We start from the raw sequence: 20,566 nt of genomic DNA on the forward strand, positions 1-20,566 counted from the left end.
ACCTTCTCTCCCGATTGTTCAGCCGCCCCCGGGGGCGGCTTCACATCTGCACCATCCCCATTTAACAACCTCCATGGCACCGTGCGAACCACGTAGTCATGCAGACGGGAGTTGTGGATGAGTACCGAGAAGAAAGCCGATTTCTCCGGCGTCAGTGGCAGCGTCGACAGTACCGCCGAGCAGGTGCCGAAGGCGGACTTCTCCGGCGTCAGCGCCTCGGTGGACAGCACCGCAGACGTTGTCAGCGGCGGCACCTATACCGTGCAGAAGGGTGACTCGCTGTCGAAGATCGCCAAGCAGCATCTGGGCGACGCCAATGCCTGGAAGAAGATCTTCGAAGCCAACCGCGATGTGCTTGATGACCCGGACAAGATCTTCCCGGGCCAGACCCTGAAATTGCCGCCGAAGTAAGCCGGCCAGAACGCCGTCCGACAATCCCTGGGAGGAACCCCGAATGATCAAGACCGCCCCGCTCCAGACCGCCCTGATCGCCGCCCTGCTGGGCAGCGTCGCCTTGGTCGGTTGCAAGAAGAAAGAAGAGTCGACCGACAACAATGCCGCTCCGGCAGCGACTGCTCCGGCCGAACCGGCAGCACCGGCCCCGATGACCGGCGCGCCGCCGCCGATGGCCGAAGCCGCTGCTGTCAGCGTCTCGGCGGTCACGGTCGGCAAGACCGCAGCCGCCGACAAGTCGGTTGCGACGACGGCTCTGTTCGCGCCGAAGGACGACATCATCGTCTCGGTCAAGACCGACGGTGCCGCCAACAACGTCACCGTTGGCGCGAAGCTGACCTACCAGGACGGCCAGGTGGCCGGCGAACAGAATGCCACGCTGAACACCAGCGGTGCGGAAACCACCAACGTCACCTTCAAGAATGCAAAGGGCTGGCCGGCCGGCAAGTACCGCGCCGAAGTCACCGTCGATGGCAAGGCGGCCGGAACGCCGCAGGAGTTCGAGGTCAAGTAAGTCCAGCCGACTCTCTCCCGGCAGGGCTCACGATGGACGCAGCCGCGAGGCTGCGTCCTTTTTTATTGGCGATGCCCGCTTGGGGAGGGGGCTGCCGGTATACGCTGAACGGAACACGGCCAGGTAGGGGATAGGATGCTCAGCTGGATTGCGCTCACGCTCGCAATGGGACCCGCGAATCTCTGGAGCTACAGTTGCGACCACTTCCTATACGGCGCCTGTGTGCGGGTGCCGACAGACATGTCCGTGACCTACGAGGCACCTGTTGACTTTGGTCTGCACCGCATCAGGCGTAATGGTAGGGAAGTCGCCTTGATCTACGAGGGCGATGCCCCCGAAAAGCCTGTGCCAGGAAGCACGCCGGATCTGCGCTTCACGGATGGCGGATATGTCGTGTCGGGGTATGCAAGGGCGGAAGGACCTTCCACCCGGTACGACGTCTACGTTCGACCCGGATCATCTGGCGCCGGTTCGCTGCACATCCGAGGTTCTGCAGCGACGGCTGATGAACTCGCCAGCCTGGCCGCCGTCGTTGGGGGATTCCGTGTCTGCAACTTCCAGCAAAGCAGGCGCGCACAGACGTTGACCTGTCCGAGGCGTGCCGAGTGGGGGCAGCGATTGTCGGAGTGGGTCATGCGTGCCTCCACGAGCGGGAAGTCGAATTAGCCATCAAGCCTCAGCTTCCAGACCGGAAGCGAGCCAACGACGAAACACAGCGGTCCAGTACCGGCGCGTATGGCGTGGCTTTGCCCCGCGCGGCTGAAAACGCGACAATGCAGGGGTTTCCCCGCCGCGCGCCCACCCTGACGGCGACGGGGGAAAGCGACACGGTTGCACGTGGCCCGGCGCTGGCGCCGGCCTTCCCCTGAGCATTGCTACAGAGTCCAAGTCCCCCATGTCCAAGATCCTCTACACGCTGACCGACGAAGCCCCGTTCCTGGCCACCCAGTCGCTGCTGCCGATCGTCGGCGCCTACACCGCCACCGCAGGCATCGTGGTGGAAACCCGTGACATCTCGCTGTCCGGCCGCATCCTGTCGCTGTTCCCGGAACTGCTCAGTGACGCGCAGAAGGTCAGCGACGACCTGGCCGAGCTGGGCCAGCTGGCGACCACCCCGGACGCCAACATCATCAAGCTGCCGAACATCTCCGCCTCGGTGCCGCAGCTGAAGGCGGCCATCAAGGAATTGCAGGACCAGGGCTATCCGCTGCCGGATTACCCGGAAACCCCGGCCGACGACCAGCAGCGCGACTACAAGGCGCGCTACGACAAGGTCAAGGGCAGTGCGGTGAACCCGGTGCTGCGCGAAGGCAACTCCGACCGCCGCGCACCGCTGTCGGTGAAGAACTACGCGCGCAAGCACCCGCACCGCATGGGCGCCTGGGCGTCGGATTCGAAGTCGCACGTCGCGCACATGGCCGCCGGTGATTTCTACGGCAGCGAGAAGTCGGCCACCCTGGCCAACGCCGGTGCGCTGAAGATCACCTTCCACGGCAAGGACGGCAGCACCGTCGTGCTGAAGGAAAAGACCGCGGTCAAGGCCGGCGAGATCGTTGATGCCGCGGTGATGAGCCGCAAGGCGCTGGCCGCGTTCATCGCTGAGCAGATCGCCGATGCCAAGGCCCAGGGCGTGCTGTTCTCGCTGCACCTGAAGGCGACCATGATGAAGGTCTCCGACCCGATCATGTTCGGCGTGGCGGTCAACGAGTTCTACAAGGACGTGCTGGCCAAGCATGCCGACGTGCTGAAGCAGGCCGGTTTCGATGCCAACAACGGCATCGGTGACCTGGCTGCGCGCCTGCCGTCGCTGCCGGAAGCCACCCGCGCCGCCATCGAAGCCGACCTGGCTGCCGAGTACGCACAGCGTCCGGGCGTGGCGATGGTCAATTCGGACAAGGGCATCACCAACCTGCACGTGCCGAGCGACGTGATCGTCGACGCCTCGATGCCGGCGATGATCCGCGACTCCGGCAAGATGTGGAACGCCGAAGGCAAGTTGCAGGACACCAAGGCCGTCATTCCGGACCGCTGCTATGCCGGCGTGTACCAGGCCGTCATCGACGACTGCAAGGCGCACGGGGCCTTCGACCCGGCCACCATGGGCTCGGTGCCGAACGTCGGCCTGATGGCGCAGAAGGCCGAAGAGTACGGCTCGCACGACAAGACCTTCCAGATCGCCGCCGATGGCGTGGTCAAGGTCACCGACGACGCTGGCACCGTGGTGTTCGAGCACGCTGTGGAAGCCGGTGACATCTGGCGCATGTGCCAGACCAAGGACGCGCCGATCCAGGACTGGGTCAAGCTGGCCGTCGAGCGCGCCCGCCTGAGCAGCACCCCGGCCGTGTTCTGGCTGGATGCCGCCCGCGCCCACGACGCGCAGGTCATCGCCAAGGTCGAGCAGTACCTGAAGAACCACGACACCAACGGCCTGGACATCCGCATTCTGCCACCGGTGGAAGCGACCTCGTTCTCGCTGGCCCGCATCCGCAAGGGCGAGGACACCATCTCGGTGACGGGCAACGTGCTGCGCGACTACCTCACCGACCTGTTCCCGATCATGGAGCTGGGCACCAGCGCCAAGATGCTGTCGATCGTGCCGCTGATGGCCGGTGGTGGCCTGTTCGAGACCGGTGCCGGTGGTTCGGCGCCGAAGCACGTGCAGCAGTTCGTCGAAGAGGACTACCTGCGCTGGGATTCGCTGGGTGAGTTCCTGGCCCTGGCCGCCTCGCTGGAACACCTGGGCAACCGCTACGACAACGCTGCCGCCCGTGTGCTGGCCAAGGCCCTGGACGAAGCCAACGGCCAGTTCCTGGACAACGACAAGTCGCCGTCGCGCAAGCTGGGTGGCATCGACAACCGTGGCAGCCACTTCTACATCGCGCTGTACTGGGCCCAGGCCCTGGCCGCGCAGGACGAAGATGCTGCACTGAAGGCGCGCTTCGCTCCGCTGGCCAAGGCACTGACCGACAACGAGCAGAAAATCGTTGAAGAGCTGATCGCGGTGCAGGGCAAGGCCGTGGACATCGGCGGCTACTACCGCCCGGACGTGGCCAAGGCCAGCAAGGCGATGCGCCCGAGCGCGACCTTCAACGCCGCGCTGGAGCAGCTGCGCGGCTGATCCGTCGCCGTTCGGTCGTGACCCCGGAACCCGCGCTTCGGCGCGGGTTTCTTTTTGGGCGGCCCCATTCGACCCGCGTCCAGAACCGTGACATCCGTTGGCTGTCGGAATGCCGTCAAAGCGGCATGAAACTTGCCCGCGATGGCTGTCGCAGAACCGATCGGACACCGTCTGCAACCGCTTCCGATCTGAGCAGTCGATCACGACGGCTGCCGCTGGCGATGTCCTAGCCTTGGCGACGCGAGGCCACCGGGGAGGTGGCCGCACGGGGAACACGGATGGCACGCGTGCTGGTAGTGGGAACCGACATCCAGGGCGAGCAGGCCCTGCTGCAGCGGCTACGCGTAGCATCGGCGCTGCCGGACGGCCAGATCCGCCGCAGCCAGGATCTGGACGATTGCGACCTGCTGGTCATCCGCGATACGCCGGCGCTGCGCAACGCGGCCCTGCGCATGCGCCAGCAACGCCCGCGACTGCAGTGCTGGATCGAGGATCTGGGGGGCCAGCTGCGCGACGGCGATGGCCCTCAGGACATACTTGATGACGGTGCCATCGGCCGCGCCCTGCGCGGGATGCAGTTGGCAGTGGAGCCCCTGACCATGCACGCACCCGCACCGATCCGCCTGGCCGATGGTGCGCATGCCATCACCCGTCTGCTGCGCGAGCGGCTGCCGCTGCGACAGGGGCAGGCACTGCTGAGTGACGCGGGTGACCCCGTCCTGCTGATGGACCTCGAGCATGACCAGGCCGTGCTGCTGCAGGAGCCCGCGAGCGCGCTGGTGGAGCGTTTGGCCGATGCCTTCGAGCGCCTGCAGCTGGATGCGCTCACGCCGGCTCGCCTGCAGGCCCTGGCCGGTGAGCGGCCGCGCCAGCCACTGCGGCCCCTGCTGTGGCAGTGGGCACAGCGCAGCCGACATTGGCAGGCACTGGACGAACGCCTGCGTGGCGCCTCGGTGAAGGTGCTGCGCTGGCCGGATTTCCGCGTGCTGGGTCACGACCACGATGGCTTCCGCCTGTGTTCGCTGCTGCTCAAGCGCGCGTGCACGGTTGAAGAATGCGCGATGCTGCTCGAGTTGCCGGCTGCGGCGGTGCGTGATTTCATCCATGCCGCCTATCTCTGCGGTTACGCACAGTTGCAGAGCGCCCCGGCGGCACCGATGACGGCACTACGCGGCAATGGCACTGACAACGGCCTGCTTGCCCGCCTGTGGCGCCACCTGCGTGGGAGCGAGCGCAATGCGTGAGCACAAGGTGGTCGTGCTCGGTGGCATGGGCAGCGGCAAGTCGACACTCGTGCGCAGCATCGCGGCCGGTGCGGTGATCGACACCGATGTGGCCAACAGTGATCGCCTCGGTGCCGACAAGGCCTCCACCACCGTCGCGCTGGACTACGCAGACATCGACCTGCCCAACGGCGAACGCCTGCGGCTCTACGGGACACCCGGCCAGCAGCGCTTTGATTTCCTGTGGCCGATCCTGCTGCAGGGGGCACGTGGTGCGGTGCTGCTGCTGGACGCGCGCCGTGCCGGGTTGGCCGGCGAGCTGGAGGACTACCTGCAGGTGCTGCAGCCGTTCGCAGCGTCATTGGCGCTGGTGGTGGCGGTCACCCATCTCGACCAGGCGCCGCACGCTGCGCTGGACGACTGGGCTGCACGCGCCAGCCTGGATGATCAACCGCTGCCTTTGCTGGCGGTGGATGCCCGCGACCGCGAACAGGGATTGCTGCTGATGGATGTACTGATGAGCGAAATGGAAGCGCACGCACTGGTGGCCGCGCATGGCTGACGGGCAGATGGCGGTGCTGCCCGATGCCGGCCAGCGTGCGCGCCTGCAGCCGCTGCTGCAGGACCTGCAGCAGCGGGTGGAAGGCGTGCGCACGGTAGTGCTGGCCAGTGTCGATGGCTTTGCCCTGGTCAGCGCTGGTGCCGAAGGGCGCGGCGAACGGCTGGCGGCAATGACCAGCGCGATGCTGGCGCTGGCCGCGGCGGTCGGGCGCGAACTGCTGCTGGGGGATCTGCAGACGCTGATGCTGGAGGCGGCCGGCGGCAAGGTGCTGATGCTGGCGATCCAGGCCGAGGGACGTGCACCACTGCTGCTGATGGCGGCCTGCGACCAGCGCAGCGTGATCGGCCAGGTGCTGTGGCAGAGCAGGGAATGTGGCCAGGCGATCCTGGCCGAACTCGGCGGATCGTGAGCCCGGCCGCAGGGGAACGAGGGGCTCGAACCAACATCGACAAGGGGTGCGACGTGGCTGGATTGAATGAATCGTTGAACGCACTGATGGGCATCGACGGCGCGCAGGCAGTGGCGCTGGTCGACTACGAAAGCGGCATGCTGCTGGGCGAAGCCGGTGCCGGCATGGACATGGAAGTGGCCGCCGCCGGCAACACCGAAGTGATCCGCGCCAAGATGAAGACCGCCACGTCGCTGAACCTCAATGACAGCATCGAGGACATCCTGATCTCGCTGGGCAAGGCGTACCACATCATGCGCCCGGTGGCGAAGAAGAAGGGCTTGTTCTTCTACATCGTGCTGGACCGTACCAAGTCCAACCTGGCGCTGGCCCGGCGCAAGGTGCAGGACGTGGAGTCCGAACTGGCGATCTGAGCCATTGGCTTCGGTAGAGTCGAGCCCGCCCGACTGCTCTTTGCAACTGTAGAGCCGAGCCATGCTCGGCTGCTTCTGCCTGGATCAGCCGAGCATGGGCTCGGCTCTACACAAGCAACCCCACGCCAGCGTATGGTAAAGCCGGTCTTCCCGGGTGAGCCATGCATGTCCAAGCCTGACATCGCTACCGAGCTGGCGCCGCGTATCGCCGGTGCCATCCGCGATGGTTTCGAGCAGTACCATGCCCGCTTCGCGGCGATCACCGCGCGGGCGCGGCAGCGCTTCGAGCAGCGCGACTGGGCCGGTGCGCGACAGGATGCGGTTGAGCGCATCGCCCTCTACGACCTGTGCATCGCCGAGCAGATGGATGCGTTGCGCCGCCTCGCCGGTGACGCGATCGGCGAGCGCGCGCTGTGGCTGCAGGTGCACGCTGGCTACAGCGCGCTGTTGCAGGGCCTGATCGACGCCGAGCTGTACAAGACCTTCTACAACACGCTGTCGCGGCGCCTGTTCGCTACCCGCGGCGTGGACCCGGCGCTGGAATTCATTGCTTTCGACGTCGAGCCTTCCGATGCAATCACCCATCCCGTCGCGCGCCATACCTATGCCGTCTCGCCGACGCGGCCGGTGGAGGCCCTGCAACGCGTGTTGGCCGATTATCGTTTCGACATTCCGTACGCGCACCAGCTGCGCTGCGCGGCGGCCATCGCCGTGCGCCTGCAGGACGACCTCGCCCATTGGGGGGACACGCCGGTACGCAGCATCGAACTGCTCGACACCGTGTTCTACCGCGAGCGCCGCGCCTACCTGGTTGGACGTGTATTCGGCGAGCACCGCTTCTCACCCTGCGTGATTGCCCTGGTCAACGACGCGCGCGGCCTGCGTGCCGATGCGGTGCTGACCCGGCGCCGTGATGTTGCCCATCTGTTTGGCGTGTCGCGCAGCTACTTCCAGGCCGATCTGGGTACGGTGGGCGATGCCGTGGTGTTCCTGCGCAGCCTGCTGCCGGGCAAGCCCATCGATGAGATCTACACGGTGCTGGGACGTGCCAAGCAGGGCAAGACCGAGCGCTACCGCACGTTCTTCCGCCACTTCAACGAGCACCCGCAGGAGCGGCTGGTGCATGCCGAAGGCACGCCGGGCATGGTCATGGCGGTGTTCACCCTGCCCAGCTATCCGCTGGTGTTCAAGCTGATCCGCGACCGTTTCGCGTGGCCCAAGGCGATGTCGCGGCAGCAGGTGGAAGAGAAGTACGCGCTGGTGTTCAATCTCGATCGTGTCGGCCGCCTGCTCGATGCGCAGCCCTATCGTCATCTGCGCTTTCCGCGCGCGCGTTTCGCGCCGGCCCTGCTGGACGAACTGCTGCAGCAGTGCGCGCAGAGCGTACGCGCTGATGGCGATGAGGTGGAGATCGCACTGTGCTACGTGCAGCGCCGTTTCCGTCCATTGAACCTGTACCTGCGCGAGCAGGGCGGGGAGGCGGTACGTGCAGCGGTGCTCGACTACGCGCAGGCGATCACCGACATGGCGCGCAACAACATCTTCCCCGGTGACATGCTGCCGAAGAACTTCGGTGTATCACGGCACGGCCGGGCCGTGTTCTACGACTATGACGAGCTGTGCCTGGTCAGCGACTGCGTGTTCCGTGCGTGGCCGCAGCCGCGTACGCCGGAGGAGGCCATGGCCGACGAGCCCTGGTTCCATGTTGGCCCGCGCGATGTGTTTCCCGAGCGCTTCGGTCCATTCATGGGCCTGCCGGCTACGGAGCTGGCAGCCGTGCGCGAGCACTACCGGCACCTGTTCGACCCGGGCTGGTGGCAGGGCCTGCAGGAACGCTTCGCACGAGGGGACTATCCGGATACGCCGCCCTATGCGGGTGCACACCGGCTGGCCTGAGCCGGCTGTCATGGGTATTGGGACTGAGGTACGCTCGCTGTTCATCACCAAGGATCCGGCAATGATGCGTTCTCCACTGTTTCTCGCCCTCGCGCTGGCCGTCGGTGCCGGCGCCCCCCTGCTTGCAGGTGACGCCACTGCGCAGACCGCACGCGCTGTACGTGCGACTGCGGAAATGAGCATGGTGCTGTCCGGTCATATCGAGGTCACGCCGGAGGGCGCGGTCAGTTCGCTGGTGCTGGACCAGAAAGCCATGGTCGCCCCGAGCATCGCCTCCTTCGTCGAAGGCACCATCGGTGGCTGGCGCTTCGAGCCCACGCTGCGTGATGGCCAGGCGGTGGCCACGAGGGCCCCTTTGCGCGTTCGCCTGCGCGGCAAGGCTGCGGCCGACGGCGGTTATGAAATCAGCATGACCAGTGTCGACTTCAGCGAGTACGATCCGAAGGCCACTGGTTCGGTGACCCCGCTGCACATGACACCGCCGCGCTACCCGGAGGCGGCCTACCGAAACGGTGGCCAGGGTGAGGTGCTGCTGCTGGTCAAGGTGGCGCGCGACGGAACAGTGGCCGACGTGGCCGCCGAGCAGGTGAACATGGCTGTGGTCGCGTCCGAGCGGACCCTGGCCAAGATGCGCGACATCCTGGCCAGAGCCAGCGTCAGCACCGCCCGCACCTGGACCTTCAAGCCACCGACCACCGGCGAGGACAGCACCCGGGACAGCTGGACGGTTCGCATCCCGGTGAACTTCGCCCTGAACCATGATCCCAATGCAGAGGCGGAACGCTATGGCCGCTGGCGCGCTTTCATTCCGGGGCCGCGGCAGAGCGTGCCGTGGCACGAGGCCGACCCGGTCGAGCAGGCCGGCAGCGATCTGCTGCCGGAAGGCGGCGTCTACATGGTGGACGGCGCCAAGCGCGGCCTGCGCCTGCTGACCCCGCTGCAACAGAGCTGAGACCCGCTGCGGAGCCGGGCAGCCCGGCTCCGCGTCAGTCGGCGTACGGGTAGACCACCACCCGGTTGCGGCCCTGTTCCTTGGCCATGTACAGCGCCTTGTCGGCCAGCCGCAATGCCTGCTCGGCGTCGACATGGAAGCTGGGGAAGTGGGCCACGCCCAGCGATACGGTGATGTTGCCGACCGGTTCGAACGGATGGTCGGCGATGTGCTGGCGCAGGCGTTCACCGGCCTGACGGGCCGATTCAGTACTGATGCCCGGCAGCAGCAGCAGGAATTCCTCGCCACCAGCGCGGCAGAGGATGTCGCTGTCGCGCGAGTAGCGGCGCATCTGGTCGGCGATGTGGACGATGGCGTTGTCGCCGACGTCATGCCCGTAACTGTCGTTGATCGACTTGAAGCGATCGATGTCCAGCGCCAGGATCGCAAACGGAATGCCCTGCACCTGCAGCGCGTCCAGCGCCTGCTGCAGCCCGCGGCGGTTGAGCAGGCCGGTCAGCGGGTCGGTGCGGCTGGCACGGTTGAGCGTGCCGATACGATCCTGCAGGGCATTGAAGCTGTGCAGCACGGCCTGCTTGAGCTGGGCGACCTCGAAGTACCAGGCGCGGATGCCGCTGACATGGTTGATCGCATTGCCGGTGTCCTCGCCGCCCTGCACATTGCGCGCCAGCTGCCACAGCGGCATCGAAATGCGGCGCGCGAACCACCAGGTAACCAGCAGCGACAGCAGGCCGAGCGGAATCGCATTCCAGATCACCGCGGTCATCAACCGTGACAGCGGCTGCAGGGTGGCCTCGGTCGGGCGCTGGGCAATGATGCCCCAGCCAGTGGCCGCCACCGGCGCATAGCCGGCCAGCATCGACACACCACGGTTGTTGCGTACCTGCTGTGCGCCACGCTCCCCGCGCACCACGGCCTTCACCGCCGGGTTGCCGACCACGTAGTCACCCACCCGCTTGCCATCGGCGTGGTACAGCAGGCGGCCATTGCGGTCCACCACGTACAGGTAGGAGCCGTCGCGGTAGTAGTGCTTGCCCAGCAGCGTGTGCAGTGCGCTGCGCTGGCGCAGGTACAGGGTGCCGCTTACGTAGCCGCGATAGCGACCCTGGCGGTCGAAGATCGGGTGCGACAGCGACACCAGCAGCTTGCCCGTGGCCGACTGGTAGGGATCGCTGATCATCGGCTGGCGCGCCGCCAGTGCCGCGTTGTTGCCGGCACTGTGCAGCACCTCACCCTGCAGCTGCAGGGTCTGCGGCGAGGTGGCGATCACCAGGCCGTCGGCGTCCACCACCAGCGAGGAGTTGAAGCTGCTGGACTGCAGTTGCAGGCGGCTGGCTTCATCCTGGGCCTGCTTCGGATCGAGGTCGTGCTCGCCCAGGCGGGTCGCGGCATAGGCCAGCTGCTGCTGCGCGGCCAGCAGGAAGTTCTGGGTGGTCTCGGCCAGCTTGGTGGCATAGACGCGGTTGGCTTCCAGGGTGTTGCCGACCAGCTGGTCGCGCTGCACCCGGTAGCTGGCCAGCAGGGTGTTGGCCAGGGCGATGATGGCACTGAGCAGGGCCAGGGCGAGGATCAGCTTGCCCAGGTTGAGGCGGGGAGACAGCGTTCGCATGCGTCGACGGATCCGGCAGGAGGCTGGACCCGACCGGTTCTCCGGAAGGGGCGACAGCGGGAATCGGTGGCCAGGCCGTCAGGGCCGGGCAGGGGCCGGCGGATTATCGCCAAAAGTGGGCGGCGGCGAAGTGAAGTGCGTCGCCCTGCAGGCAAAAAAAAACCTGCCGCAGCGAGCGGCAGGTTTCTTCCGATGCAGCGCCGTGGATCAGCGCTTCATCGAACCGAAGAACTCGTCGTTGGACTTGGTGTTCTTCATCTTGTCGAGCAGGAACTCCATCGCAGCCATTTCATCCATCGGATGCAGCAGCTTGCGCAGGATCCAGATCTTCTGCAGCAGTTCCGGCTCGATCAGCAGGTCTTCGCGGCGGGTGCCCGAACGGTTGATGTCGATGGCCGGGAACACGCGCTTTTCAGCGATACGGCGGCTCAGGTGCACTTCGCTGTTGCCGGTGCCCTTGAACTCTTCGTAGATCACCTCGTCCATCTTCGAGCCTGTGTCGACCAGCGCGGTGGCGATGATGGTCAGGCTGCCGCCTTCTTCCACGTTACGCGCGGCACCGAAGAAGCGCTTCGGGCGGTGCAGGGCGTTGGCGTCCACGCCACCGGTCAGCACCTTGCCTGAGCTCGGCACCACGTTGTTGTAGGCACGGGCCAGGCGGGTGATCGAGTCGAGCAGGATCACCACGTCCTTCTTGTGCTCGACCAGGCGCTTGGCGCGCTCGATGACCATTTCGGCCACCTGCACGTGGCGCGCGGCCGGCTCGTCGAAGGTCGAGCTGATGACCTCGCCGCGCACGGTGCGCTGCATTTCGGTCACTTCTTCCGGGCGCTCGTCGATCAGCAGCACGATCAGGTGCACGTCCGGGTGGTTGGTGGTGATGGCAGTAGCGACCTGCTGCATCATCATGGTCTTGCCGGCCTTCGGCTGCGACACGATGAGCGAGCGCTGGCCCTTGCCCTGCGGGGCCATCAGGTCGAGGATGCGGCCGGTGATGTCTTCCGACGAACCGTTGCCACGCTCCAGGGTGAAGCGGCGGCGCGGGAACAGGGCGGTCAGGTTCTCGAACAGCACCTTGTTCTTCGACGCTTCGATCGGCTCACCGTTGATGGTGTCGACGATGTTCAGCGCGAAGTAGCGCTCGCCGTCCTTCGGGAAGCGGATGCGGCCGGAGATGTGGTCGCCGGTGCGCAGGTTGAAGCGGCGGATCTGGCTGGGCGAGATGTAGGTGTCGTCCGGGCCGGCCAGGTAGCTGGCTTCGGCCGCGCGCAGGAAGCCGAAGCCGTCCGGCAGGATTTCCAGCACGCCGTCGGCGGCGACGCCGTCACCGTGGCGGGTCAGCACCTTCAGCAGGGCGAAGATCACATCCTGCTTGCGGGCGCGGGCCACGCCTTCGGAGATCTGCAGCTGCTCGGCGATTTCCAGCAGCTTCTGTGCCGGCATGCGCTTGAGGTCGCTCAGCGAGTAGACCGGGAAGCCCTCGGGCACGTTGGCGTGCGGGCGCGGCACGAACGGCTGCTGCTCGCCGCCGTCGTTGGGCAGGCCATCGTCGCGGAAGCGGTTGTTGCGGTCACGGTCGCGGCGGTTGCGGAAGCGGTCGCGGCGGTTGCCCTGGCCTTGCCCCTGGCCCTGCTGGCCGTTCTGGTTGTACGGGTTCTGGCCCTGGTTCTGGCCGCCCCCCTGGTGGTTCTGCTGGCGCGGCTGGCCGGATTCGCGACCCTCACCGCCTTCGCCGCCGCCACTGCTGGCAGGGGCCTCGGCGGCGGGCGCGCTCGGTGCGGGGGCAGCAGCCGGTGCCTCGGGCGCGGCGGCCAGCGGCAGGGTCGGCTGCGCCGGAGCGGCGCTGGTTTCGGCGGCTGCCGGGGCGGCGGCCTTGCTCACGCGGGGCTTGCGCACGCGCTTTTCGGCGGGCGCATCGGCGCTGCCGGTTTCGGAAGTGTTATCGGACAAGAGCGTTATTCCTCGCTTGAAGGTGCGAGCGCCCGGCTGGGGCGGCGAACGTTGGGAATGGGTCTGGAGGAAACTGCGTCCAGAGGGTGCGGCACGCGAACGCGGCCGGATATGCCGACACTATCATCGGCCTGCGGCGCCGTGCAAGGGCTGCCGGGAACAGCATTCATCATGGGCGCGGGGCGCCCGCCGGCAGCCGCGGTCGGCGGCTGCCGGAGAACAGCAGCAATCAGGCCAGGGCCTTGTCCAGCAGGCCGGCCAGCTGGGCCTTGCCCACCGCACCGATCTGCTCGCCAACCTTCTCGCCGTCCTTGAACACGACCAGGTACGGAATCGAACGCACGTGGTACTTGGCGGCCAGCGCACGGTTGTGGTCGACGTTGACCTTGGCGATCTTGGCGCGGCCCTGGTAGGCATCGGCCAGCTCGTCCAGCGCCGGGGCGATCATCTTGCACGGGCCACACCACTCGGCCCAGAAATCGACCAGCACCGGTTCCTTGGAATTCAGCACTGCACTATCAAAGTCGGCGTCGCCGACATGTACAACCTTGTCGCTCATCTTGGTTTCTCGTCTTGGATTGCACCCGGCCATGCCGGAGGTGGGTGAACTGGGCCATGCCCGGTGGCGCGACCCTCGTCGTTGCCTCGCGGCGCACTGCCGCGGTGCGTTCGGCGGGATGCCTGGACGCTCACGGCCGGCAGTGTACCCCTATCGCAGGGCAGGGACAGGCGCCGGCTGGAACCCAGCGTATCGTGATCGCTTCGATGCCTGGTATGTGTCGGATTTCACTGTCTTCCTGTACATGGGGCTGGCAGTGGGCGACACCAGCGGGCCTGGCAGGGCCGTTCAAGTCCGGTGTGGCTGGGTGAAGGGCGCCGTCTCTTGACTTTATGAGACAGGTCATTCCGGTTTGCTGGCCCGAGTGCGTTAAACTGGGGCATTGTGCGGCGCGCGGACCGGGTGGTCCCAGCCTGCCAACCCGCCGCAGGGGCCGCAGTTTGCGACGGTGCCCCTAGACGCTGAAGTGCCAGCCGCCCCACGGGCCGGCGGCCATACCAAGACGGACTCATGAGCGACAAACCGCTGACCGATTTGACCTTTTCCTCCTTTGAGTTGCACCCGGCCCTGCAGGCCGGCCTTGAAGGAGCCGGATTCACCCGTTGCACCCCGATCCAGGCGCTGACCCTGCCCGTCGCGCTGCCCGGTGGTGACGTTGCCGGCCAGGCCCAGACCGGCACCGGCAAGACCCTGGCCTTCCTGGTCGCCGTCGTGAACCGCCTGCTGACGCGTCCGGCCCTGGCCGACCGCAAGCCGGAAGATCCGCGCGCGCTGATCCTCGCCCCGACCCGCGAACTGGCCATCCAGATCCACAAGGATGCAGTGAAGTTCGGTTCCGACCTGGGCCTGCGTTTCGCGCTGGTCTACGGCGGCGTGGATTACGACAAGCAGCGCGAACTGCTGCAGCAGGGCGTGGACGTGATCATCGCCACCCCGGGCCGCCTGATCGACTACGTCAAGCAGCACAAGGTGGTGTCGCTGCACGCCTGCGAGATCTGCGTGCTGGACGAAGCCGACCGCATGTTCGACCTGGGCTTCATCAAGGACATCCGCTTCCTGCTGCGCCGCATGCCCGAGCGCACCACCCGCCAGACCCTGCTGTTCAGTGCCACCCTCAGCCATCGCGTGCTGGAGCTGGCCTACGAGCACATGAACGAGCCGCAGAAGCTGGTGGTCGAAGCCGAGACCATCACCGCCGCGCGCGTGCGCCAGCGCATCTACTTCCCGGCCGACGACGAGAAGATCCCACTGCTGCTGGGCCTGCTGTCGCGCAGCGAAGGCGCGCGCACCATGGTCTTCGTCAACACCAAGGTGTTCGTCGAGCGTGTCGCGCGTTCGCTGGAAAAGGCCGGCTACCGCGTGGGCGTGCTGTCCGGCGACGTGCCGCAGAAGAAGCGTGAGAGCCTGCTCAACCGCTTCCAGAAGGGCCAGCTGGAAATCCTGGTGGCCACCGACGTGGCTGCGCGCGGCCTGCATATCGACGGCATCAAGTACGTCTACAACTACGACCTGCCGTTCGATGCCGAAGACTACGTGCACCGCATCGGTCGTACCGCGCGCCTGGGTGAAGAGGGAGACGCGATCAGCTTCGCCTGTGAGCGCTATGCAATGGGCCTGCCGGACATCGAGGCCTATATCGAGCAGAAGATTCCGTCCGAGCCGGTGACCAAGGAACTGTTGACCCCGCTGCCGCGCCCGGAACGCCCGGCCCCCGCAGCAGGCGAGGAAGGCGAGGACAACGAAAGCGTCGGCCAGATCTTCCGCGAAGCGCGCGAAGCCCGCGCCGCCGAGGAAGAGCGTCGGGGCGGTGGCCGTAGTGGCGGCCGTTCAGGCGGTGGTGGCCGTGGTGGTCGCGACGGTGAGCGCAGCGGCGAGCGCCGTTCGCGTGGCCCGCGCAAGCCGCGCGTGGAGGGCGAACAGGGCGCTGCCGCCCCGGCCGCCGGTGCCGAAGGCGCCGTTGCCCAGGCCCCGCGTCCGCCGCGCCCGCCGCGCGCCGAAGGCGCACCGGAAGGTGCGGTGGACGGCGAGCACAAGCCGCGCAAGCGCCGTCGTCGTCGCCACGGCCGTCCGGTCGAAGGTGCCGAGGGCGTGCAGAGCGCTGCCGGCAATGGCGCCAGCCCGGTCACCCCGGTGCAGGTGGTGGCCAAGCCGGTGCGTACCGCCGCTGATACCGGTGATTCGTTCCTGACCCGCATCGGCCGCAAGATCCGCCGGATGCTGTCGGGCAACTAAGCCGCCGATGGTGGGTGCGGACCTTGGTCCGCACTGAGCCGAGCATGGGCTCGGCTCTACAGCCCCCATGCCGCCCTGTAGAGCCGAGCCTACGCTCGGCTGCTCCCGCGGCTATCACCAATCGCGCCACCATCTCCACGACGTCGCGCCGGTCCTGCATAATCGGGGCATGAGTGTCCTGCGCTTCGACAATGTCAGCAAACAGTACGCCGGTGGCCACGAGGCACTGACCGATGTCAGCTTCGAGGTCGCGCCGGGCGAGATGCTGTTCGTCACCGGCCATTCCGGTGCGGGCAAAAGCACCCTGCTCAAGTTGATCCACCTGGACGAGCGGCCCAGCCGCGGTGCGGTGGTGTTCGACGAGCGCAACCTGCTGAAGGTGCGTGGCGGCGACGTGCCCCGCCACCGTCGCGCGGTGGGTGCGGTCTACCAGGACCATCGCCTGCTGATGGACCGCTCGATCGCCGAGAACGTGGCGTTGCCGCTGATCCTGCGCGGCACCCGCCGTGGCGACATCAACAAGCGCGTGCGCTCGGTGCTGGAGCGGATGGGCCTGGGCCATCGCGAGAAGGCGCTGCCCTCGCAGCTGTCGGCCGGCGAGCAGCAGCGCGTCGGCATCGCCCGCGCCATCGTCGGCGAACCCAAGCTGCTGGTGGCCGATGAGCCGACCGGCAACCTCGACCCGACCCTGGCCGCGGAGATCATGGCCCTGTTCGCCGAGCTGCCCTCGCGCGGCACCAGCGTGCTGGTGGTCAGCCACGATCTGCCGCTGCTGCGTCGCATGCGCAAGCGCGTGCTGATCCTCGACCACGGCCGGCTGGTGGATGACATCTCGCCGCAGGACCTGGCGGAGTAACGCATGGCGAAGAACGAAAACAGCGAAGCCGCCGCGCCCTCGCGTGTGGGCGTCTGGTTCCAGCACCACGTGCACAGCGTGGTGTTCAGCCTTGGCCGCGCCTGCCGCAAGCCGTGGGCGACCCTGCTGACGGTGATGGTCATGGCGCTGGCACTGGCCCTGCCGCTTGGCCTGTCGATCGCGCTGGACAACCTCAAGCAGTTCGCCGGCAGCGTGCAGCAGTCGCGCGACATCAACGTGTTCCTGAAGGGCAACGTCGATGGTCCCGGCGCACTGCGCCTGGCCGGCCAGCTGCGCGACCGCGACGACGTGGCCGAAGTGAACGTGCGCACGCCCGAGCAGGGCCTGCAGGAACTGCGCGATGCCGGCCTCGGTGAGGCGATCGACGCACTCAACGACAATCCATTGCCCTCGCTGCTGGTGATCACCCCGGGCCAGGGCAAGGACGACGCACGCCTGGCGCGCGCGCTGGAGAGCCTGCCCGAGGCCGACCTGGTGCAGCACGACGCACTGTGGCGCCAGCGTCTGGATGCCTGGCTGGCGTTCGGCGCACGGCTGGTGCAGGTGCTGTCGGTACTGCTCGGCGTGGGCGCCGCGCTGGTGGTCGGCAACACCGTGCGCCTGGATATCCAGGCGCGTCGCGAAGAGATCGGCGTGCTGCAGCTGCTCGGCGCCAGTGATGGCTTCATTCGCCGCCCGTTCCTGTACCTGGGCGCGTGGTATGGACTGGGTGCCGGCGCGGTGGCGCTGGCCCTGATTGCTGCGGCCGGCGCCGCCCTGCGCGTGCCGCTGGCCGAACTCTCGCGCAGCTACGGCAGCCCGTTCGTGCTGCATGGCCTGGACCTGCTGCATGGCAGCCTGGTCCTGCTCGGCACGCTGCTGCTGGGTTGGCTGGGCGCGTGGCTGGTGACCGGCCATTTCCTGCGCCAGACCCGCCCGACCGACACCTGAGACCGGCATGCAACCGCAAGCGCTGAAGCACCTTGAAGGGCCCGCGACGCGGGTGATGGTGGTCGACGGGTCGAAGCTGGTCCGCAAGCTGATCGCCGACGTCCTGCAGCGTGACCTGCCGGGCGTGGAGGTGATCGGCTGCGACAGCATCGAAGACGCGCAGCAGGCGCTGGCGCAGGGCCCGGTCGACCTGGTGACGACCTCGCTGACCCTGCGCGATGGCGACGGCCTGGCGCTGGCGCGGATGGTGCGCGAAGCGGCGGGCCAGGCCTATGTGCCGGTGATCGTGGTCTCCGGCGATGCCCAGCAGCACCTGGAGCAGCGCCGCTTCACCGAGTACGTCACCGACTATTTCGACAAGGCGCTGGGCCACGAGGCACTGGCGACCTTCGTCCGTGGCTATGTGCAGCCGCAGACCATTCCCGGCGCCACCATCCTCTATATCGAGGACAGCCGCGTGGTCGCCGAGGCCACCAAGCGCATGCTTGAGCGACAGCAGTTGAACGTGCTGCACGTGGTCAGCGCCGAAGAGGCGTTCACCCTGCTCACCGCCGAGTCGCTGGGCCGCAGCCGCCATCGCATCGACCTGGTGCTGACCGACGTCACCCTGAAGGGCGAGCTGAGCGGCCGCGACGTGGTGCAGCGCGTGCGCGTGGACTTCGGCTACGGCAAGCGCCGCCTGCCGGTGCTGGTGATGACCGGCGATGGCAACCCGCACAACCAGACCGGGCTGCTGCAGTCCGGCGCCAACGACCTGGTGCTCAAGCCGATTGAAGAACGGCTGCTGGTCACCAAGGTGCTGTTCCAGCTGCGCCTGGCCCGATTGAACGATGGACCCCTGATTCGATGATGGATGAAGTAGCCGCCACCCCGACGATCCAGCTGGAACCGAGCTGGAAACAGCATGTCGGCGATTACCTGATGCAGCCGCAGATGCGTGAGCTGTCCAGCTTCCTGCGCCAGCGCAAGGCCAACGGTGCGGCGGTGTTCCCGCCCGGTCCGCAGATCTTCGCCGCGTTCGATGCCACGCCATTCGAGCAGGTGAAGGTGGTGATCCTCGGCCAGGACCCGTACCACGGCCGTGGCCAGGCGCATGGCCTGAGTTTCTCGGTGCCGCCGGGCGTGCCGGTGCCGCCGTCGCTGCTGAACATCTACAAGGAAATCGAGAGCGATCTCGGTATCCCGCGCCCGGACCACGGCTGCCTGATCCCGTGGGCGCAGCGCGGCGTGCTGCTGCTCAATGCCGTGCTGACCGTGGAAGAGGGCAAGGCCGGTGCGCACCAGGGCCGTGGCTGGGAGGGCTTCACCGACCACGTGGTGGACGTGCTCAACCGCGAGCGCGAAGGCCTGGTGTTCATGCTCTGGGGCGCCTATGCGCAGCAGAAGGGCAAGGTCATCGATACCCGTCGCCATCGCGTGCTGAAGTCGCCGCACCCGTCGCCGTTGTCGGCCCACCGTGGCTTCCTGGGTTGCCGGCATTTCTCGATGGCCAACGAGTACCTGCAGCGTCGCGGCCAGGCCCCGGTCGACTGGTCGCTGCCGCCCCGTTCGGCGCTCTGAGCGGCGGTGCCGGTCCGGGGCTGAACGCCGGGCAACGTTTCCGGCCCTGAATGGGCGTCCGGGGACGGCCTGTTCAGCTAACCTTGACCGGAATCGGCCGGTTTCCGGCAGGTAATTGCTTGAATTCCAAGGGATTGTGAATCCCGAAAAGCGCGCTCGCCACTGTCATCAAATCGCGCTACGGTAGGGCTCTGTTTGGGACCAGTGTTGCATCAATAGGATGCTGGAACTTTTTCCTCCTTTAGCAGTCCAAATCCCGGACTGCTAAGATGGGTGCCTATGAGCCAGAACACCTCTACTGCCCTTGTGGCAAACAATCTCCCGATTCCCAGTGCGCTCGGTTCGCTGGACGCCTACATCGGTGCCGTGCACCAGATCCCGGTGCTGTCGGTCGATGACGAACAGGACCTGGCCCGTCGCTTCCGCGACGGCAACGATCTGGACGCCGCCCGCGAGCTGGTGCATTCGCACCTGCGCTTCGTGGTGCACGTGGCCCGCGGCTACAACGGCTACGGCCTTGCACTGGGCGACCTGATCCAGGAAGGCAACATCGGCCTGATGAAGGCGGTCAAGCGCTTCGACCCGGACATGGGCGTGCGCCTGGTCTCCTTCGCCGTGCACTGGATCCGTGCCGAGATGCACGAGTTCATCCTGAAGAACTGGCGCATCGTGAAGGTCGCCACCACCAAGGCGCAGCGCAAGCTGTTCTTCAACCTGCGCAAGTCGAAGACGCGCCTGGGCTGGATGAACGCGGCGGAAGTCAGCGCCGTCGCCAAGGACCTGAACGTGTCCGAGCGCGAGGTCATGGAAATGGAATCGCGCCTGTCCGGTCGCGATATCGGTTTCGATGCGCCGACCGACGAGGACAACGAACACGCGCCGCCGTCGCCGGCCGCGTTCCTGGTTGCCAACGACGAAGATCCGTCGATGGCCTACGAACGTGCCGACAGCGAAGACAACCAGATGCAGCTGCTGCGCGAAGGCCTGGCCGAGCTGGATGCGCGTTCGCGCGACATCATCCGCCGCCGCTGGCTGGATGCCGACAGCAAGGTGACGCTGCAGGAACTGGCCGACGAGTACGGCGTGTCGGCTGAGCGCATCCGCCAGGTCGAGGCGAACGCGCTGAAGAAGATGAAGGCGCTGTTCACCGCGTAAGGCGGGATGGCGTTGAAGCAATGAAAAGGCCCGGCACTGCCGGGCCTTTTTCGTTTGTGGGGCTTAGCCACGCATGGCGTGGCTCTACTCTGACGCCAGAGCGGTGATTGTGCCGACCGGGTCATGTGCTGGATGCTGATGTTCACGCCGTACC

The 20,566-nt window shown here is 66.8% G+C and carries 18 protein-coding genes; 15 read left to right on the forward strand and 3 right to left on the reverse strand.

The genetic code is table 11. The features are described from left to right. The first annotated feature begins 117 nt into the window (after positions 1–117). The 9 genes from AC5P8D_RS12555 to AC5P8D_RS12595 all read left to right on the forward strand — a co-directional run bounded on the left by AC5P8D_RS12555 (position 118) and on the right by AC5P8D_RS12595 (position 9,540). The gene (locus tag AC5P8D_RS12555) at positions 118–411 is read left to right on the forward strand and encodes a LysM peptidoglycan-binding domain-containing protein (protein ID WP_005419771.1); all 294 of its coding nucleotides are present in this window, start codon (positions 118–120) and stop codon (positions 409–411) included. 43 nt (positions 412–454) lie between these two features. Beyond that, the gene (locus AC5P8D_RS12560) at positions 455–967 is read left to right on the forward strand and encodes a hypothetical protein (protein WP_126560168.1); all 513 of its coding nucleotides are present in this window, start codon (positions 455–457) and stop codon (positions 965–967) included. A gap of 895 nt (positions 968–1,862) precedes the next feature. Next, positions 1,863–4,085, forward strand: a complete 2,223-nt coding sequence (locus AC5P8D_RS12565) for an NADP-dependent isocitrate dehydrogenase (RefSeq protein ID WP_071305941.1) — start codon at positions 1,863–1,865, stop codon at positions 4,083–4,085. A 278-nt stretch (positions 4,086–4,363) separates the two neighbouring features. Continuing rightward, on the forward strand, positions 4,364–5,329 hold the full coding sequence (locus tag AC5P8D_RS12570; protein WP_019660846.1) for a hypothetical protein: 966 nt from the start codon (positions 4,364–4,366) through the stop codon (positions 5,327–5,329). Then, positions 5,322–5,870 carry a GTP-binding protein gene (locus tag AC5P8D_RS12575; protein ID WP_010481027.1) on the forward strand — a complete coding sequence of 183 codons (549 nt, stop codon included), beginning with the start codon at positions 5,322–5,324 and terminating at the stop codon, positions 5,868–5,870. Before AC5P8D_RS12570 ends, AC5P8D_RS12575 begins: the two co-directional genes overlap by 8 nt. Continuing rightward, positions 5,863–6,279 (forward strand): roadblock/LC7 domain-containing protein, encoded by a 417-nt coding sequence (locus tag AC5P8D_RS12580; RefSeq protein ID WP_057502417.1) that lies wholly within the window; start codon positions 5,863–5,865, stop codon positions 6,277–6,279. Before AC5P8D_RS12575 ends, AC5P8D_RS12580 begins: the two co-directional genes overlap by 8 nt. Before the next feature lie 53 nt (positions 6,280–6,332). Beyond that, positions 6,333–6,692: a hypothetical protein gene (locus AC5P8D_RS12585; RefSeq protein ID WP_495203373.1), complete on the forward strand. Its 360-nt coding sequence runs from the start codon at positions 6,333–6,335 to the stop codon at positions 6,690–6,692. A gap of 165 nt (positions 6,693–6,857) precedes the next feature. Further along, positions 6,858–8,588 carry a bifunctional isocitrate dehydrogenase kinase/phosphatase gene (gene aceK / locus AC5P8D_RS12590; RefSeq protein WP_049480666.1) on the forward strand — a complete coding sequence of 577 codons (1,731 nt, stop codon included), beginning with the start codon at positions 6,858–6,860 and terminating at the stop codon, positions 8,586–8,588. Between the two features lie 61 nt (positions 8,589–8,649). Beyond that, the gene (locus AC5P8D_RS12595; RefSeq protein ID WP_049453033.1) at positions 8,650–9,540 is read left to right on the forward strand and encodes an energy transducer TonB; all 891 of its coding nucleotides are present in this window, start codon (positions 8,650–8,652) and stop codon (positions 9,538–9,540) included. A 34-nt stretch (positions 9,541–9,574) separates the two neighbouring features. Here the strand turns inward: AC5P8D_RS12595 and AC5P8D_RS12600 are convergent, their stop codons facing one another. The 3 genes from AC5P8D_RS12600 to trxA form a co-directional block, all read right to left on the reverse strand. Further along, positions 9,575–11,149, reverse strand: a complete 1,575-nt coding sequence (locus AC5P8D_RS12600; RefSeq protein ID WP_495203374.1) for a sensor domain-containing diguanylate cyclase — start codon at positions 11,147–11,149, stop codon at positions 9,575–9,577. A 207-nt stretch (positions 11,150–11,356) separates the two neighbouring features. Then, positions 11,357–13,099, reverse strand: coding sequence for a transcription termination factor Rho (gene rho, locus AC5P8D_RS12605; protein WP_029379723.1), 1,743 nt, complete (start codon positions 13,097–13,099; stop codon positions 11,357–11,359). A gap of 229 nt (positions 13,100–13,328) precedes the next feature. After that, positions 13,329–13,658: a thioredoxin gene (trxA, locus tag AC5P8D_RS12610; RefSeq protein WP_005411275.1), complete on the reverse strand. Its 330-nt coding sequence runs from the start codon at positions 13,656–13,658 to the stop codon at positions 13,329–13,331. Positions 13,659–14,168: 510 nt separating this feature from the next. On the opposite strand from trxA, the gene rhlB reads away from it, so the two are divergent. The 6 genes from rhlB (at position 14,169) to rpoH (ending at position 20,412) form a co-directional block, all read left to right on the forward strand. Continuing rightward, complete coding sequence (gene rhlB / locus AC5P8D_RS12615) at positions 14,169–15,890, forward strand: ATP-dependent RNA helicase RhlB (RefSeq protein ID WP_010481045.1); 1,722 nt, start codon at positions 14,169–14,171, stop codon at positions 15,888–15,890. Between the two features lie 169 nt (positions 15,891–16,059). Further along, positions 16,060–16,746, forward strand: a complete 687-nt coding sequence (gene ftsE, locus AC5P8D_RS12620) for a cell division ATP-binding protein FtsE (protein ID WP_005419728.1) — start codon at positions 16,060–16,062, stop codon at positions 16,744–16,746. A gap of 3 nt (positions 16,747–16,749) precedes the next feature. After that, positions 16,750–17,697: a permease-like cell division protein FtsX gene (gene ftsX / locus AC5P8D_RS12625; protein ID WP_010481047.1), complete on the forward strand. Its 948-nt coding sequence runs from the start codon at positions 16,750–16,752 to the stop codon at positions 17,695–17,697. A 7-nt stretch (positions 17,698–17,704) separates the two neighbouring features. Continuing rightward, a complete protein-coding gene (locus tag AC5P8D_RS12630) occupies positions 17,705–18,547 on the forward strand; it encodes a response regulator (RefSeq protein ID WP_019338974.1) in 843 nt (280 codons plus the stop codon). After that, positions 18,544–19,257 carry a uracil-DNA glycosylase gene (gene ung, locus AC5P8D_RS12635; protein ID WP_010481049.1) on the forward strand — a complete coding sequence of 238 codons (714 nt, stop codon included), beginning with the start codon at positions 18,544–18,546 and terminating at the stop codon, positions 19,255–19,257. The genes AC5P8D_RS12630 and ung overlap by 4 nt, the downstream gene beginning before the upstream one ends. Positions 19,258–19,536: 279 nt before the next feature. Further along, positions 19,537–20,412, forward strand: a complete 876-nt coding sequence (rpoH, locus tag AC5P8D_RS12640) for an RNA polymerase sigma factor RpoH (RefSeq protein WP_006473441.1) — start codon at positions 19,537–19,539, stop codon at positions 20,410–20,412. Positions 20,413–20,566: the final 154 nt, after the last annotated feature.

Source organism: Stenotrophomonas sp. YJH_SMC_101-4, assembly GCF_059370395.1.